The following is a 14,351-nucleotide window of genomic DNA, read 5'->3' as shown; positions in this document are numbered from 1 at the left end:
CTCAGCTCAGCTTCTGCAGCAGCTCGGCCTTCTTGGCATCGAACTCCGCCTGGCTCAGGATGCCCTTGCCCACCAGGGCGTGCAGCTTTTCCAGGGTGGCCACCACCTCGTCGGCGGACACCGGGGCCGCGGCTGCCGGGACCGGCTGGGCCGGCGTAGCGGCAGCGGGGGCCGCAGCAGGCGCGGCGCCGGGCTGCATGGCATTCATCATCGCCTGGCCCATGGCCTGCCCCATGGTCATGCCCGCCCCCAGCCCCGCGCCGATGCCGGCCATGCCGCCCTCGTTCTGGGCCGCCAGGGGAATGCTGTTGGCCACCTGGTACTGGGTGTAACGCCCCATATCGCCGATCACGTTCATGCCGATACGGGTGTCCAGGACCTTTTCCAGCTCCTCCGGCAGGGAGATGTTCTGCACCACCAGGCTGTCCAGGGCCAGGCCATAGCCCTGGAACAGGGGGGTGATCTTCTCCCGCAGTGCCTTGCCGAATTCCTCCTGGTTGGCGGCCATGTCCAGGAAGGAGATGCCCGATTCCCCGAACAGGTCGGCGATGTGGCCCACCACGGTGTTTCTGAGCTGGCTTTCCAGCTGCTCGGTGGTGTAGCGCTCCACGGTGCCGGAAATGGTGCTGTGGAACAGCTTGGGGTCCACCAGGTGATAGGAATAGATGCCGAAGGCCCTGAGGCGCACGGCGCCGAATTCCTTGTCCCGGATGGTGATGGGGTTGGGGGTGCCCCACTTGCGGTCCAGGCGCTGGCGGGTGCTGAAGAAATAAACGTCGGACTTGAAGGGGGATTCGAACAGCTTGTCCCAGTTCTTCAGGTAGGTGAGCACCGGCAGGGTCTGGGTGCTGAGCTTGTACATGCCGGGCCCGAACACGTCGGCCACCTGGCCTTCGTTCACGAACACCGCCATCTGGGACTCCCGCACCGTCAGGCTGGCCCCGTACTGGATTTCGAAGTCGGCCATGGGAAAGCGCCAGGCGACGGTTTCCCCGTCCTCCTCGGTCCAGTGAATGATGTCGATGAACTGCTTCTTGATGAAATCCATCAGCGCCATGGGGCTCTCCTCATGAATGACCCTGCCCCGACCGGGGCGTTCAGGCGGGCATCATAAGATGGGGAACCGGGGCTGTCCATGCATCCCGAAGGGTTTTGTCCGTTGCTGAAAGCAAGACCATCCAGCCCCCTCCCGCACTTTCTTCGGGACTATCCCGGAAGCCTGCCTCACCCCAGGAAATGCCACACCCCCAGGCCCACCCCCACGAGCACTGGAATCGCCAACCATGTGGGGATTTCGGTGGGCACGAAGTAGCGGGACTCGTATTCATAGACCTCCCGGGTCGTGCTGCCAACGACATCCCCCACCCGGTCCGTGAGCAGGAATCCCAGCAGCGCAAAACCGCCGCCCACATAACGAATCCACAGGGACAACTCGCCCCATTCCCGCCGCGCTGCATGGCGCAGGGAAAAGCCATGGCCGTAGAGCACCCAGAGCAGCACGGCAAGCAGGCTGCCGAAGATGAACCCGAGCAGGGCAAAGGAAAGACGATCCAGAAGTTGCTTCAACATGGGCGAGCAGAAGAAAAACCGGCCAGGCTGGCCGGACGGAACCCATGATATTGACATCAAACGAATGAAGCAAACTCCAGGCGGCGCTCCGGGGGCTGGCAAGGCGCCGTGCCAACCCAGCGGAGCAAGGCAGCGTGACAAGGCACGGCGGTACTGGAGAGAGGAAAATACGGAGAATTCCAGGGCTGACCTGGAAGCCGGCCCGGGACCCGGGCCGCAGGAAAATTCATGTCATCCGACTGAAACGCCGGACCCGGGGGCCCCGCATCCTAGCGGGCGAACCACACACCCTTCCCCCTGAGCCGCTGCACGGCCTGGATGGCCTTGGGCACGAGCAGCAGAAAGCCGCCCGGCAAGACCAGGGCGGCAATCCAGAAGGAGATGTTACGGAGTGTCAGCATGGGAGGCATTGTGCCGCGGCCGGCCCTGCCTGTCGGTGATCCACGTCACACCCGAAGCGGCTTTCTACAAGGCAGGAACCGGCGCTGCCGGCCCCATGAGCCCGGCCGCCCCCGGCGACTGGCGCCGGGAAGACGCTATCCGCCCGTACCGATCCCTTGCGGCAGCCCCGGGAATTCACAGCCAAGCGGCTGTTTTTCCAGAGGAACCTGGATTATGACGGGATTTTTACAAGCCTTCTCCATGAAATCCGGGTTTCCCGCCGCATGCTTTATCCATAAAATGACCGGCGAATCTGTCCAGGAGGAGTCACCATGTACCGCTATCTCGGTTTGCTCATCATGGGGAGCTGGGTGCTCGCTGCCCAGGCCCTCGAGTATGGATCCACCAGTCTGGAAGCGGCCCGCAACCCGGGCTCCCAGATCGACGCCTACGCCCGGCAGCTTTGCGCCAGGGCCGATTCCCAACCCCAGTACCAGCCTGGCCTTGAATCCGGCTACACCCACATCATCTGCGAACGGCAGGGCCAGAAGACCGGCGACCTGTTTGCCCGCCAGGAAGGGCCGCGCCTGGATCTGAACTACCGGCTGGAAAAATGAGGCGCGGGCCGGAGGCAGGCCCATCGCTCCACGGGGAGCTTCCCCGGCCACCCCTTGCCAATCCCTCAGGCACCCGCAAGCGGGCTGCGGGGATAAACACTGAAGGTGATACATGAAAACCATGATGGCGCTCTCTGCGCTATTTGTCGGCCTGTTCTGCAACCCGCTGTTCAGTCCTGAGGCAGCCGCCGCGGCCCAGCCGGGCAGGGACTACACCCTGGTGGAGCCTCTCCGTCCGGTCAGCGGCGGCCCGGTGGAAGTGCTGGATTTCTTTTCCTACCCCAGCGCCCAGTGCTACCGCCAGCAGCAAAGCCTGGCCCAGTGGTCCGCCGCCATGCCCGGCAATGTCCGGCTGGTCCACGTGCCCGTCATCCTTGACCCGTCCCGGGACGAATCCATGGCACGGCTACATCACACGCTGCAGTTCCTGGAACAGCCGGACCTACTGCATGACGAGATATACAAGGAAGTGCATGTCCATCACCTGGACCTGAACAACCAGCTGTCTTCCAAGCCGGCCCGGCTGGATTTCATCCAGCAGTTGGGCGTTTCCCCCGCCCCATTCACCGCTGCCTACCACTCACCCGAGGTGGAGCGCAGGCTGGCGGAAGCCCGCAAGTTGCAGCAGCACTACCAGATACGCGACACCCCCACGCTGGTGGTGGACGGCCGCTACCTGATCAAGGGGCTGCCGCCGGAGCGGACCGTGCAGGTGCTGCAGGAAGTGATCGAGCTGACCCACCGGAGCACGCCCCGGGCACTTCCCCCCGCAGTCCCCGTGGCGGTGGCGCCTCCCGAGCCCGCAGCGCAACCCAAGCAAACGCCCGCCCAGGCACCGGCCAAGCCTGTAGCGGCGCCGCCCAAGGAGCGCGACCTGCGCCATTGCCTGAAACTGCAAAGCAACGCTGCCGTGGCCCGATGTGCCGCGCCCTGAGCCTCCTCTCCGCGAGGAACGCGGCCCGGGGGAGTTGATCGCAGTGCACTGAAAACGCCCCGTTTCCGGGGCGTTGTTCTGCCTGAAGGTCCGCTTCAGTAACGGGCGTCGGCAGGCTTGGGGTCCTTGGGCCAGTCCTTCACCTTGTCCGGGAAGTCCGGACGGGGCTGGTGGCTGAAGTATTCAGCCACGTCCACCGCCTCCTGGTCGGAGAGGCCGCCCTGGCCGAGGGGGAACTTGCCGTGGAAACCGATGGGCATGTTGCGCTTCACGAAGGCGGCGGCGGTGTAGGTGCGGGCCATGCCGGCGCCGATGTTGAAGGACTCGTCGCCCCAGAGCGGCGGATAGACCATCTTCCCGGCCGCATTACGCAGACCTTCGCCGTTCTCTCCATGGCAGACCGCGCATTGCTCGGCGTAGATGCGCTTGCCGTTCTCCGGGTCCGGCTTGATGGAGCGGTCGATCTTGCCGATACCGCGCCCGGCCACCTTGTCCTCCGGCTTGGTCTCCCGCTTCATCCAGTCGAAGTAGGCCACCATGGCCTGCATGTCGGGCGAATCCTTGGGCAGGGGCTTACCGTTCATGGAGCGGCGGAAGCAGCCGTTGATCCGGTCTTCCAGGGTGATCACCTTGCCGGCCCGGGCCCCATAACTGGGGAAAAAGGCGGAAACCCCCACATAGGGCGAACCGTCGGCCACCGTCCCGGCATTCAGGTGGCAGCTGCTGCAGTTGAGCTGGTCGCCCACATGTCCGGGCAGCAGGTCCTTGGTTTCCAGGTTGAGGCGCATGCCCCGCACCAGCTGCTCCGCATGGGCTTCCTTGAGCATGTCAGCCAGACGGGGCGTCTCGAACTTGCTCGAATCGGTGCTCTTCGGGTCCAGGGCGGCACGCATCCGGGCTACCGTGGCCGCATCCACCGGGGGAGCCCCGTCGCCCCAGCTGGCCCGGACGAAGCTGAGGATTTCCGCCAGTTCCTGATCCCCCAGGCGGGCAAAGGCAGGCATCACGAAGACCCGGGGATGGGCGGCCGTGGCGGCCGTCTCGCCGCCGGTCAGGAGGATGTGCACCAGGGTAGCGGGGTCCTGGGAGCGCACGGTGGGGTTGCCCGCCAGGGTCGGGAATACCTTGTCCACCCCGCCCCCGTCAGCCCGGTGGCAGTCGCCGCAGAACTGGATGTAGCCCAGCCCGCCACGGCTGTTGAACAAGTTGTCGGGCACCCGGGCCTGCTGCACCGGCTGCGGCACTCCGGCCGGCATGGGCTTGTCGTGGGGGCCGGGCGGGAGGGATTTCAGATAGGTGGCCACCGCCAGCAAGTCCGCATCCTTGAAGTGCTGGGTGCTGTGCATGATCACCTCGGTCATGTTGCCCGAGGCTGCCGCAAACCGGTTCTGCCCGGTCTTCAGGAACAGGGCCGTGTCCTCCACCGTCCACAGGTTGCGCAGACTGAGGGCGCGCCAGTGCTCCACGGTTTCGCCGGCCAGGAAGTAGTCGCCGCTGCCGCCGGCCTCGCTCATGGCCTTTTCCTGGAAGGCGATGCCCCTGGGGGTGTGGCAGGCACCGCAATGGCCCAGGCCCTGGACCAGGTAGGCGCCCCGGTTCCAGGTCTCGTCCTTGCTGCCGTCGGGCTGGAAGGGGGTGTCATCCAGGAACAGCCAGTTCCAGATCGCCAGCCCCCAGCGCATGCTGAAAGGCCAGCTCATCTCGTCGGGCTTGTTCTGCATCCGGACCGGCGCCAGCCCTTCCATCAGGTAGGCATAGAGGGCCTGCATGTCCTCCCGGGTCATCTTGGCGTAAGAGGGATAGGGCATGGCCGGGTAGAGGTTGTGGCCATCGGCGGCCACCCCCTGGCGCATGGCCCGGTCGAACTGGGCAAAACTGTAGTTGCCGATGCCGGTTTCCTTGTCCGGCGTGATATTGGTGGAATAGAGCTTGCCGAAAGGCGTCTCCAAGGCCCGGCCGCCCGCCATGGGCGCCTCGTTCCCGCTGGTGTGGCAGGCGACACAATCGCCCAGCTGGGCCAGGTAGCGGCCCCGCTCCACCAGGGAGGCGTCCGCCGCCGCCAGGGCCAAGCCGCTGGCGAGGAAAGCCAGCGAGGCAAGAATGCTGCGAAAGATCCCGTTTTTCATGTTGCGCTCCCTTTGGACTTGTTTGCTTCCGAGTCTAGAGAGAGTCGCCCGGGCGGGCCATCCGGACATCTGGCTAGGCCCATAGCCGAAACCGGTTAACGGACCTCAGTCCAGCCCGTGGGGATCGGCCCGCAGGATCAGGCGGGCCAGTTCGGCGGCGCTGCCGGTGCCAGTCTTTTCCATCACATGCTGGCGATGCACATGCACGGTGTTATCGCTGATGTGGAGCTGGCGCCCCACTTCCTTGTTGGCCAGCCCCAGGGCCAGCAGCCGGGCCACCTCCCACTCCCGGGCCGAGAGACGGGCCAGGGCGGCCCGGGCCTCCTGATGCCGGCAGCTGGCGGCGTAACGCTCGCGGCTCAGCTGCACGGCGCGCTCCACCGTATCCAGAAAAACCTGGTCCTTGAAGGGCTTCTGCAGAAAATCCACGGCCCCGGCCTTCATGGCCTGCACCGCCAGCTCCACGTCCCCGTGGCCGGTCATGAAGATGATGGGAAAAGCCAGCTCCAGGGCCTGGAGCCGCCGCTGCAGTTCCAGCCCGCTGACCCGGGGCATGCGGATGTCGAGCACCAGGCAGCCACCCCCGGCAGGAAAATCCGGCACTCCGGCCAGGAAAGCCTCGGCCGATTCATGGCCGACGGCCTGCCAGCCCATGGATTCCAGCAGGAACAGCAGGGAACGGCGCAGGGGAGCCTCGTCGTCCACCACATGAATCACCGGTTGTTCGGCAAGCGCCTGCATTTTTTCTCCATCCTCCCGGAACCGCCCGGACTCCGGTCGATTCTACCGCGGGGGGATAACTGCCGCCTCACGCCCGCCGGGGCAGCACCAGGCGGGCCACCAGGCCGGCGGCATTGGCGAGTTCCAGGCGGCCACCTTCCAGGCGGGCGATGCGCTCCACGATGGCGAGCCCCAGTCCAGCACCGGGAGGGCCGCTGCGGGCGGCTTCGAGCCGGGCAAAGGGTTGCCGCAGGCGGGCCAGTTCCCCCGGGGGAATGCCGGGGCCCTGGTCAGCTACCGTCAGCGTCAGCGCCCCCTCGTCCTGGGCGATGCTCACCTGCACCGGGCCAGCACTGTACTTGAGGGCGTTGTCCACCAGGTTACTCAGAGCTCGCCGCAGGGCCACCGGCCGGCAGCAGCAGGGCGCGAGATCCACCGGCGGCGGCGCCAGCTGCAGGCGCCCACCCTCGTAGCGGGCCAGCAGGTCGCGCACCAGTTCCTCCATGTCGCAGAGCACCGGGGCTTCCGCCTCGCCCAGCCGGGCGAAGTCGATGAACTGGTCGATCACCTGGTCGGCGGCGGCGATGTTGCGCACCATGCCCTGCAGCAGCGCCTCCTCGCCGGCCACATCCAGTATCTCCACCGCCAGCCGCAGCTTGGCGAGGGGAGTGCGCAGATCGTGGGAAATGCCGGCCAGCATCAGGGCCCGCTCCCGCTCGCCAGCCTCCAGCTGGCGCGCCATGCGCTCGAAATGAGCGGCCAGGCGGGCGATTTCCCGGGGCGCCCCGGCACTGGCGATGACCGGGTATTCGCCCGCAGCCAGCCGGTCGGCGGCCTGGGCTAGTTGCAGCAGGGGCCGGTGGATGCTGCGCTGGATCAGGGCGGCGCCCAGTACGGCCAGCAGGGCGGCGGCGAGCATCACCCCCAGGGCAAACAGCACCCGCCCGCCCGCGAGGCCGCCGGCATCCAGGCCCAGCCACCAGGTTTCACCGGCCACCTGCTGGCGCAGCCAGAAACGGGGCTGGGGCTGTTCCGACCAGGCCACCTGAGTGGCTTCGCCCAGACGCTGCTGCAGCCGGGCCAGGGCCAGCCGCACCAGGGGCGAAGCGGGCCGGGCCAGGTTTTCCGGCTGCGCCCGCACCAGCAGCACCGGCTCCCGGGCATGCTCCAGGCTGGCGATGAAATCCTGCCGCCGGGCTTCGTCCATGTGCGCCATGGCCACCGACAGGGTGCCCAGGTAACGGCGACTGGTCTCCGTCATGCGCTCGATGCGGGGCATCTGTACCAGCAGGTGGTAGGCCAGGGCCATCACCACTCCGGCGCCGAGAATCAGGCCCACGATCAGCAGCAGATTGCGACCGAACAGACTGTGCGGCAGCCAGCGTTTCATGACTGATCTCCGACCGGGTTCCCCGCGCCGACCGCCCCGGGGAGTTCGCCGGGATCGGTATCGCCGACGAAGACGTAACCGGCGCCCCACACGGTGCGCAGGTAGCGGGGCGCCGCCGGGTCCGCCTCGATCAGGCGGCGCAGGCGCAGCATCTGCACGTCCACGCTGCGCTCGCTGTTACCGTGCCCGGGGCCGTAGGCCAGCTCCAGCAGGCGGGCGCGGCCCAGGGTACGACCGGGGTTGGCGGCCAGGGTGCGCAGCAGGGCGAACTCGCCGGACGTCAGCTCCACCTGGGCGCCATCCCGCAGCAGGCGGCAACGCTCCAGGTCCAGCAGCCAGGGCCCGAAGCGCACCAGGCCGCTGCCGGCATGGGCAACTCCCCGGCGGGCCAGCTCCTGGCGGCGCAGCAGGGCATTCAGGCGGGCCGCCAGCTCCCGGGGCTCGAAGGGTTTGGGCAGGTAGTCGTCGGCCCCCATCTCCAGGCCTATGATGCGGTCTATGGCCTCCCCCCTGGCAGTCAGCATCAGGATCGGCAGGGTTTCTCCCTCCGCACGCAGGCGCTGGCAGATGGAAAGTCCATCCTCCCCCGGCATCATCAGGTCCAGGACCAGGGCGTCGAAGGGCTCCCGGGCCAGCAGCCGGTCGAGCTGGGCGACATCCTCCACCGGCCGCACGGCAAAACCCTGGCTGCCCAGGTAGCGCTGCAGCAGGGCGCGCAGTTCGGGCTCGTCATCGAGGATCAGGATACGGGCTGGGGTCATGGATAGTGCAGAGGGAAGGGATGGCCGCCATTGTGCCCCGCCGGCCTCCCCCTGGGCAGCCCCGGCCCGGCGGGGCGCGGGCAAATCCATTACAAACGATGACAAACGCCCGGATTCCTAACAGCCTTTAACCATTGCCGGGCCCTCCCCCCTCCTCTTCCCGGCCCGCCTTGCCTAGACTGGCAGGCATCGATGGCGCAGGATGCCTGCCCATCGCTTCCCGACACTTTCCTGGAGCCTGCCATGAACACCCGCCCCCTGCTTGCCCTCACCCTCTTCCTCGCCGCCAGCGCCACCGCCCTGGGCCTCCCCGATCAGGCCCAGGCCAGGGAACGCGTGGTCCGCGACAATGCCGCCGGCGGCGTCACCGCCAGCCACGGCCATGTCCGCCAGGGCCCCGCTGGCGCTACCCAGGCCCGGGGGCGCCGCACCGTCAGCGATGGGGAGGGCAACCTCACCTCCACCAGCGGCGGCGCCTTCCGGGGTCCCAACGGCGCCGAAGGGGCCCGGGCCAGCCGCCTCAGCCGCAATGCCGACGGCTCCGCCGAACGCCAGGGGGGCTTCACCGCCCAGGGCGCCCGGGGCGACATCCAGAGCCAGGGCAGCAGTACCCGTAGCGCCGACGGCAGCGTCAGCGGCAACCGCAGCACCAGCGCCAGCGGCAGTAACGGCGGCAGCTACACGGGCAACACCAGCTACGGCAACGGCAGCGCCGAACACACCAGCACGGCCACCGGCGCCAACGGCAACAGCTACAACGGCAGCACCACCTACACCAAGGGCGAAGGGGTCAGCCACACCGGCAGTTGCAGCGACGCGGCCGGCAACAGCATTCCCTGCCGCTGAACCGGGAGCCGGCCATGCGCACGCCCGTCCTTGCCCTGCTCCTGGCGGCAGCACTGCTGCCGCTCGCCGCGCCCCCCGAGGCCCAGGCCGGCCCCCTCCGGGAACGCCTGCGCGAAATGCGCGCCGAGCGCCAGGGTGGCCGGGAACAGGGCCCGGCCGCCCTGCCCGCCGGCGCCCGGCGCCTGGCCGACATCGCCTACGGCAGCGATCCGGCCCAGCGTTTCGACGTATACCTGCCCGCCGACGCCCAGGACGCCCCGGTCATCTTCATGGTGCACGGGGGCGCCTGGAAGATCGGTGACAAGGAGATGAGCCGGGTGGTCGATGCCAAGGTGGCCCGCTGGGTGAGCCGGGGCTTCATCTTCGTTTCCACCAACTACCGGATGCTGCCCGGCGCCCCGGTGGATGTGCAGCTCCAGGACGTGGCCCGGGCCCTGGCGACGGCCCAGCAGCAAGCCCCCGGCTGGGGCGGCGACCCACGCCGATTCGTGCTGATGGGCCATTCGGCAGGGGCCCACCTGGTGGCCCTGCTCGGCGCCGCACCGCGCTACCCGGGGGAACCCCTGTTGCAGCCAGTGCTCGGCACCGTGGCCCTGGACAGCGCCGCCATGGACGTGAGCGCCATCATGAGCCAGCGCCACCTGCCCCTCTATGATCAACCCTTCGGCACCGACCCCGCCTACTGGCGGGCCATGTCGCCAATCAACGCCCTGGCGACCGGCGCTGCGCCACTGCTGTCGATCTGCTCGTCCCGCCGGGACGACTCCTGCCGCCAGGCTGACGGCTTCGCCGCCCGGGCCCGCCAGCTGGACATCCGCGCCGAAGTGCTGCGCCAGGACCTCTCCCACGGCGAGATCAACGCCCAGCTCGGCCAGCCCGGCGGCTACACCGAAGCCGTGGAACGCTTTCTCGCCAACCTGGACGCCGCCATCGCCAGCCGCCTGCGCTGAGCACGGCATAGTGCCCGCCAGGCCCCGGACATTGAGGCCGGGCCGGCTAGATGCCTGGAGCAGAGCTCCCGGCCGCGAGCCATTCCGCCCGGGTCAGCCGGTAGAGGCGCACCGACTTCCCATGAAAGCGGGTTTCCTGATAGCGGCGAAAGCCGGCTTTTTCGGCAACCCGGAGGGAGGCCATGTGCTCCGGTTCCACGATCACCACCACCGACTCCCGGGCCTGCTTGTCCAGGGCGAAGGAAAGCACCGCCTGCACCGCCTCGGTGGCCAGGCCCCGGCCCCAGCAGGAACGCGCCAGCCGGTAGCCCAGGTTGATTTCCTCCACCTCCCCGACCCGTTCCCGACCTATGCCGCAAAAGCCGATCAGGTCGGTACCGCCCTTTTCCACCAGGGCCCAGGGGCCGATGCCGTCCCTGGCATAGGAAGCCAGGCACCAGTCCAGGAAGCGCCCGGTAGCTGCTGCGTCGCAAACGCCCCGGACCGAATAACGCATCACCTCCGGATCACCAAGGATTCCGGCCAGGGCCGGCAGGTCAGCAGGAGAAAGGGGGCGAATCAGCAGGCGCCCGGTGGTGGCGATCACGTCCATCGGCTTCTTTTCGTTATTCAAGGAAGCGCCATCTTACGGGGGGATTACCGGATCGCCTCACGGATTGACGCCGTCACGCGATGGTCAAGGCGAAAGATTCCATGCAAAGTTCGATAAAAGCCGGCATTGGTCGCACTTGTAATGGAACAGGGAATGAAGCGCTGTTTCCAGATACCAGGGCTGCCCGCACGATGGACAGCATCTCGCCATTTCGGACTTGGCGCTCCGTCCGTTGGCACGATAGAGGTAATAGTAGAAAGGCTTGCCCGACAAGCTTTCGAGGACGCTGCAATTTTCCCGCCCCACCTTGGAAAGGGTGCTCCCCACATCAGACATCTGTCGTGTCGTTGCTTTTTCGAGCACGGTGCAATTCATTTGCAGCCGGTCACATGATCGATAGTCGGACTGCCAGCAAATAACGTCGTGAAAATCCCCAGCTGGCCTTACAGGAAACCTGTAGAGCGGCACAGGCAAGAAACAGTCAAGGCAGCGAACAGGCGGCGCAACCGACAAGAAATTAGTGAAAAGAACGTATCCGCTCGGGCTGTGACAAGCACAGGTTTGCTCACCACTGCTGTCCTCTGCCACAGCAGTAAAAGTAACCGTGATTCCTAGCGCAGCTCCCTCGCCAAGTATCTTCGTTACACATTCGCTATGGAGCTCGGGGGCAAAAGACATTTGTTCGGGGGCAAGAACGATTGCAACATAGCTGCCCCCCTCGAGGTAGACGGGCGAACACTCGGCCTCGCACACCAGCCCGTTCTGCTGCAATGCACCAAGAAGCTCATCAGCAAACTCGGCAGTCCTCCCCAGCAGTTGCTCGGCTGAACAGCGAAATTCGATACGGTGCACGTACATTTGATCGCCTACCGCCGCCGTAGATAAAGTCTCATCATGCCCGGATCGTGCCGGGAACCCGATGGAATATCAAGGCTTCCCGACAGGCGCGGGCCGTTTCGGGCAGGCCAGCGGGCCAGGCGGTTTCGCCGCTTCCTATCGGGAGGAGCGGAACGGGGCGCCGGCTTGTCCGCCCAGGGGCTGTCACCGGGAAAGACAGGGTCATTACTGCATCAGCGCCCCGGGCCGGCGCAACCGCAACGGCCCGGGGGATCACCGCGCGATCCTGCTTCAGAACTTGATGGTCAGACCGGCATAGAGGGAACGCCCGGCCCCCGGCACCACGATGCCCCAGGGAATGCCGTTGGTGCTCATGGTCATGCCCTGACCCGCGTAGGCGCCGCCGGTGGGCAGGTAGTAGAGCTTGTCGAACAGGTTTTCCACCCCCAGGTCCAGGCGCACCTGTTTCCAGGCATGGCTGGCGCGCAGGTTCACCAGGCCGTAGCCGGGGGTGCGGATTTCCTGGCGCACGTCGGAGACCCGCTCCTTGCCCTTCACCCCCACCACTTCCAGGGCATTGTTCCAGCCCCCCAGTTGATGGGTGAGGCTGACCCGGGCGTTGAGAGGCATGATGTTGTACAGGTCATCCCCGGTTTCCCGGTTCTTGCCGCGCAGGTAGTTCACCATGCCCTTCAAACCCCAGCTGCCCCAGTCGTTGCGGGCCAGGCTCAGGGAACCGGAGATATCCACCCCGTACAGGCGGGCGTCCTGGTTGGCGTACTGGAGCTGCACGAACTTCTCCGTGGCGGTGTTGTTGGCGGCACCGCTACAGAGGGCATTCATCATCGTGCCGCTACCCTGGCAGCGGACCGCGTCGATGTAGTCCTGCACGTAGGTGTAGTGGGGGCTGAGCCGGAATTCCCACTGGCGTTCGGGGCCGTGCCAGTCGAAGGCGGCGGACAGGGTGTGGGCCTTCTCCGGCTTCAGGTCCGGGTCACCCAGGTAACCGTTCCCGTCCCCCACGAAATTGTTCATGATCAGGGCCATGCTGTTCCGGGACCAGGAATAGCGCTCGTAGAGATTGGGGGAGCGGGTCTTCATGGCGTAGCCGAACTCGATGCTGGAGCCCGCATCCGGGGTGTAGCGGGCCAGGGCGGTGAGATCCAGGTTGTGGTCGGTCTGGTCCCGGTCGCTGGCATTGAAGGCGGCAGCGGAAACCGCATAGCCGGCCATCACGTCGTTATAGCCGTGCACCTTGCCCGCATCCGTATGGACCCGCTCCAGCCGCAGCCCGGCCAGGGTGGTCCAGGCGGGGTTCCAGCGGCTTTCCAGTTCACCGAACAGGCCCAGCCGGTCCCGCTGGCCGTCCTTGATGTTCTCGAAGGTCCAGGGGGCCATGCCGCCGGAGGTGTAGCCGGGCGGCAGTTCCGAGGGCGAGGCGGGCCACCAGTCGTCGAGCCGGTAGCGCAGGTAGTCCCCGCCCAGGCGCAGGGTGTGGGCGCTGTTCAGGTCCACTTCCGCCAGCAGGGAGAGGCCGCTGGTCTTGCTCTTGGTGTACATGGGCATGCCCGGGGCCAGGATGGTGGCGGTGGAGCCGTAGTAGTACTGCTTGTCGGCGCCGAAATCCATGAAGTGATCCACCTTCTCGTGGAAGGCCCGGGCTTCCAGGCGCCAGCCGTCGAACTTGCCTTCATAGCGCAGGCTGAGGCGTTTTTCCTGGTTGTCCAGCATGTCCATGCGCTGGTTGGGGTAGAGCTGGTAAGGCAGATCCTGATAGCCCAGCTTCACCTCGAACAGGTGGTTGCCGCCGCGCATGGCCAACCCCAGGGTGTGGTTGCGGGTTTCGTAGGCAGTGGAGCCCACCTCGTCCCGGGCCAGCTCATGACCGGGCCGGCCGGTGGCGGTGAACTCCTTGAACTTGCCGCCGGCCTTGTAGTTGTCGGCCTGGGCCGTGCTGCCCGTGTAGCTGAGGCTGAAATTCTCGCTGGCCACGGTGGCGGACACATGGCCCCCGTAGCCGTCCCCGTTGCTGCGGTAGAAGGCGCCGACTTCCCCCTTGGTGAGGAGACCAGCCCCGGGCTGGGCGAATTCCGGCTTGGCGGTTTCCACGACGATGGCGCCGCCTATGCTGTCGCCCCCGACGCTGACCGGGGCGATGCCCGCATAGACCTGGATGCGCTCCACCTCGCTGGGGTCCACGTAGGACAGGGGCGGGTTCATGTGGTTGGGACAGGAGGCCACCAGATCCATGCCATCCACCTTGATGCGCAGGCGGTCATCGGCCAGGCCGCGCAGCACCGGCAGGCTGGAAACCGCCCCGGCGCCATAGAGGCTGACCCCGGGCACATCCCGCAGCAGGCTGGCGGTGTCGCTGGTGGCCGCGCGCATGCCGGCCAGCTGGTTCTGGTCCACCACGCCGCCCCTGGGCAGGCTGGAAAGTGGACGTTCCTGAACCAGCACTTCGTCCAGGGTGGTGCTGCCGGCCTGCTGGGCCTGGGCCAGGCCGGAAAAGGCGAGCGCGAGCAGCGCCGCCATGGGTTTGCGTTGCAACATGGAATTCCCCCTTTGATGGTTTGAACGAGAAAGCCGGCCCCCCGGCCGGGGCTTTCAGGGTCCAGGGGAGCTCTC

The 14,351-nt window shown here is 66.8% G+C and carries 14 protein-coding genes; 4 read left to right on the top strand and 10 right to left on the bottom strand.

The window, feature by feature from the left end:
* Nucleotide 1: 1 nt before the first annotated feature.
* The 3 genes from G474_RS0102145 to G474_RS24360 form a co-directional block, all read right to left on the bottom strand.
* Nucleotides 2-1,057, bottom strand: a complete 1,056-nt coding sequence (locus G474_RS0102145; RefSeq protein WP_026685547.1) for an SPFH domain-containing protein — start codon at nucleotides 1,055-1,057, stop codon at nucleotides 2-4.
* Nucleotides 1,058-1,224: 167 nt separating this feature from the next.
* Nucleotides 1,225-1,569: a hypothetical protein gene (locus tag G474_RS0102140; protein WP_026685546.1), complete on the bottom strand. Its 345-nt coding sequence runs from the start codon at nucleotides 1,567-1,569 to the stop codon at nucleotides 1,225-1,227.
* Nucleotides 1,570-1,838: 269 nt separating this feature from the next.
* Nucleotides 1,839-1,970 carry a hypothetical protein gene (locus G474_RS24360; protein ID WP_281171692.1) on the bottom strand — a complete coding sequence of 44 codons (132 nt, stop codon included), beginning with the start codon at nucleotides 1,968-1,970 and terminating at the stop codon, nucleotides 1,839-1,841.
* Between the two features lie 312 nt (nucleotides 1,971-2,282).
* On the opposite strand from G474_RS24360, the gene G474_RS0102130 reads away from it, so the two are divergent.
* Both G474_RS0102130 and G474_RS0102125 read left to right on the top strand, forming a co-directional pair.
* Nucleotides 2,283-2,567 carry a hypothetical protein gene (locus G474_RS0102130; RefSeq protein ID WP_026685545.1) on the top strand — a complete coding sequence of 95 codons (285 nt, stop codon included), beginning with the start codon at nucleotides 2,283-2,285 and terminating at the stop codon, nucleotides 2,565-2,567.
* 112 nt (nucleotides 2,568-2,679) lie between these two features.
* Nucleotides 2,680-3,501 carry a thiol:disulfide interchange protein DsbA/DsbL gene (locus G474_RS0102125; protein WP_026685544.1) on the top strand — a complete coding sequence of 274 codons (822 nt, stop codon included), beginning with the start codon at nucleotides 2,680-2,682 and terminating at the stop codon, nucleotides 3,499-3,501.
* Between the two features lie 95 nt (nucleotides 3,502-3,596).
* On the opposite strand, the gene G474_RS0102120 is transcribed toward G474_RS0102125, so the two are convergent.
* From G474_RS0102120 to G474_RS19145, 4 genes are all read right to left on the bottom strand, one after another.
* Complete coding sequence (locus G474_RS0102120) at nucleotides 3,597-5,627, bottom strand: c-type cytochrome (protein WP_026685543.1); 2,031 nt, start codon at nucleotides 5,625-5,627, stop codon at nucleotides 3,597-3,599.
* Between the two features lie 105 nt (nucleotides 5,628-5,732).
* Nucleotides 5,733-6,368, bottom strand: a complete 636-nt coding sequence (locus tag G474_RS0102115) for a response regulator transcription factor (protein ID WP_026685542.1) — start codon at nucleotides 6,366-6,368, stop codon at nucleotides 5,733-5,735.
* A 67-nt stretch (nucleotides 6,369-6,435) separates the two neighbouring features.
* Nucleotides 6,436-7,737, bottom strand: a complete 1,302-nt coding sequence (locus G474_RS0102110) for an ATP-binding protein (protein WP_026685541.1) — start codon at nucleotides 7,735-7,737, stop codon at nucleotides 6,436-6,438.
* Nucleotides 7,734-8,498: a response regulator gene (locus tag G474_RS19145; protein ID WP_043462959.1), complete on the bottom strand. Its 765-nt coding sequence runs from the start codon at nucleotides 8,496-8,498 to the stop codon at nucleotides 7,734-7,736. The genes G474_RS0102110 and G474_RS19145 overlap by 4 nt, the downstream gene beginning before the upstream one ends.
* A 243-nt stretch (nucleotides 8,499-8,741) precedes the next feature.
* On the opposite strand from G474_RS19145, the gene G474_RS0102100 reads away from it, so the two are divergent.
* Nucleotides 8,742-9,344 (top strand): hypothetical protein, encoded by a 603-nt coding sequence (locus G474_RS0102100; protein ID WP_026685540.1) that lies wholly within the window; start codon nucleotides 8,742-8,744, stop codon nucleotides 9,342-9,344.
* A 14-nt stretch (nucleotides 9,345-9,358) separates the two neighbouring features.
* Nucleotides 9,359-10,294 (top strand): alpha/beta hydrolase, encoded by a 936-nt coding sequence (locus tag G474_RS0102095; RefSeq protein ID WP_043462957.1) that lies wholly within the window; start codon nucleotides 9,359-9,361, stop codon nucleotides 10,292-10,294.
* Nucleotides 10,295-10,340: 46 nt separating this feature from the next.
* Here G474_RS0102095 and G474_RS0102090 read toward each other — a convergent pair whose 3' ends face one another.
* From G474_RS0102090 to G474_RS0102085, 3 genes are all read right to left on the bottom strand, one after another.
* A complete protein-coding gene (locus tag G474_RS0102090; RefSeq protein WP_211228044.1) occupies nucleotides 10,341-10,907 on the bottom strand; it encodes a GNAT family N-acetyltransferase in 567 nt (188 codons plus the stop codon).
* Nucleotides 10,908-10,970: 63 nt separating this feature from the next.
* The gene (locus G474_RS22360) at nucleotides 10,971-11,744 is read right to left on the bottom strand and encodes a DUF2310 family Zn-ribbon-containing protein (protein ID WP_084513523.1); all 774 of its coding nucleotides are present in this window, start codon (nucleotides 11,742-11,744) and stop codon (nucleotides 10,971-10,973) included.
* Nucleotides 11,745-12,014: 270 nt separating this feature from the next.
* Nucleotides 12,015-14,276, bottom strand: coding sequence for a TonB-dependent receptor (locus G474_RS0102085; protein WP_026685537.1), 2,262 nt, complete (start codon nucleotides 14,274-14,276; stop codon nucleotides 12,015-12,017).
* Nucleotides 14,277-14,351: the final 75 nt, after the last annotated feature.

The organism is Azovibrio restrictus DSM 23866, from assembly GCF_000429665.1.
Lineage (GTDB): Bacteria > Pseudomonadota > Gammaproteobacteria > Burkholderiales > Rhodocyclaceae > Azovibrio > Azovibrio restrictus.
Note: the sequence above shows the minus strand (reverse complement) of the source record. Positions and strands in the feature narration are given on the sequence as shown.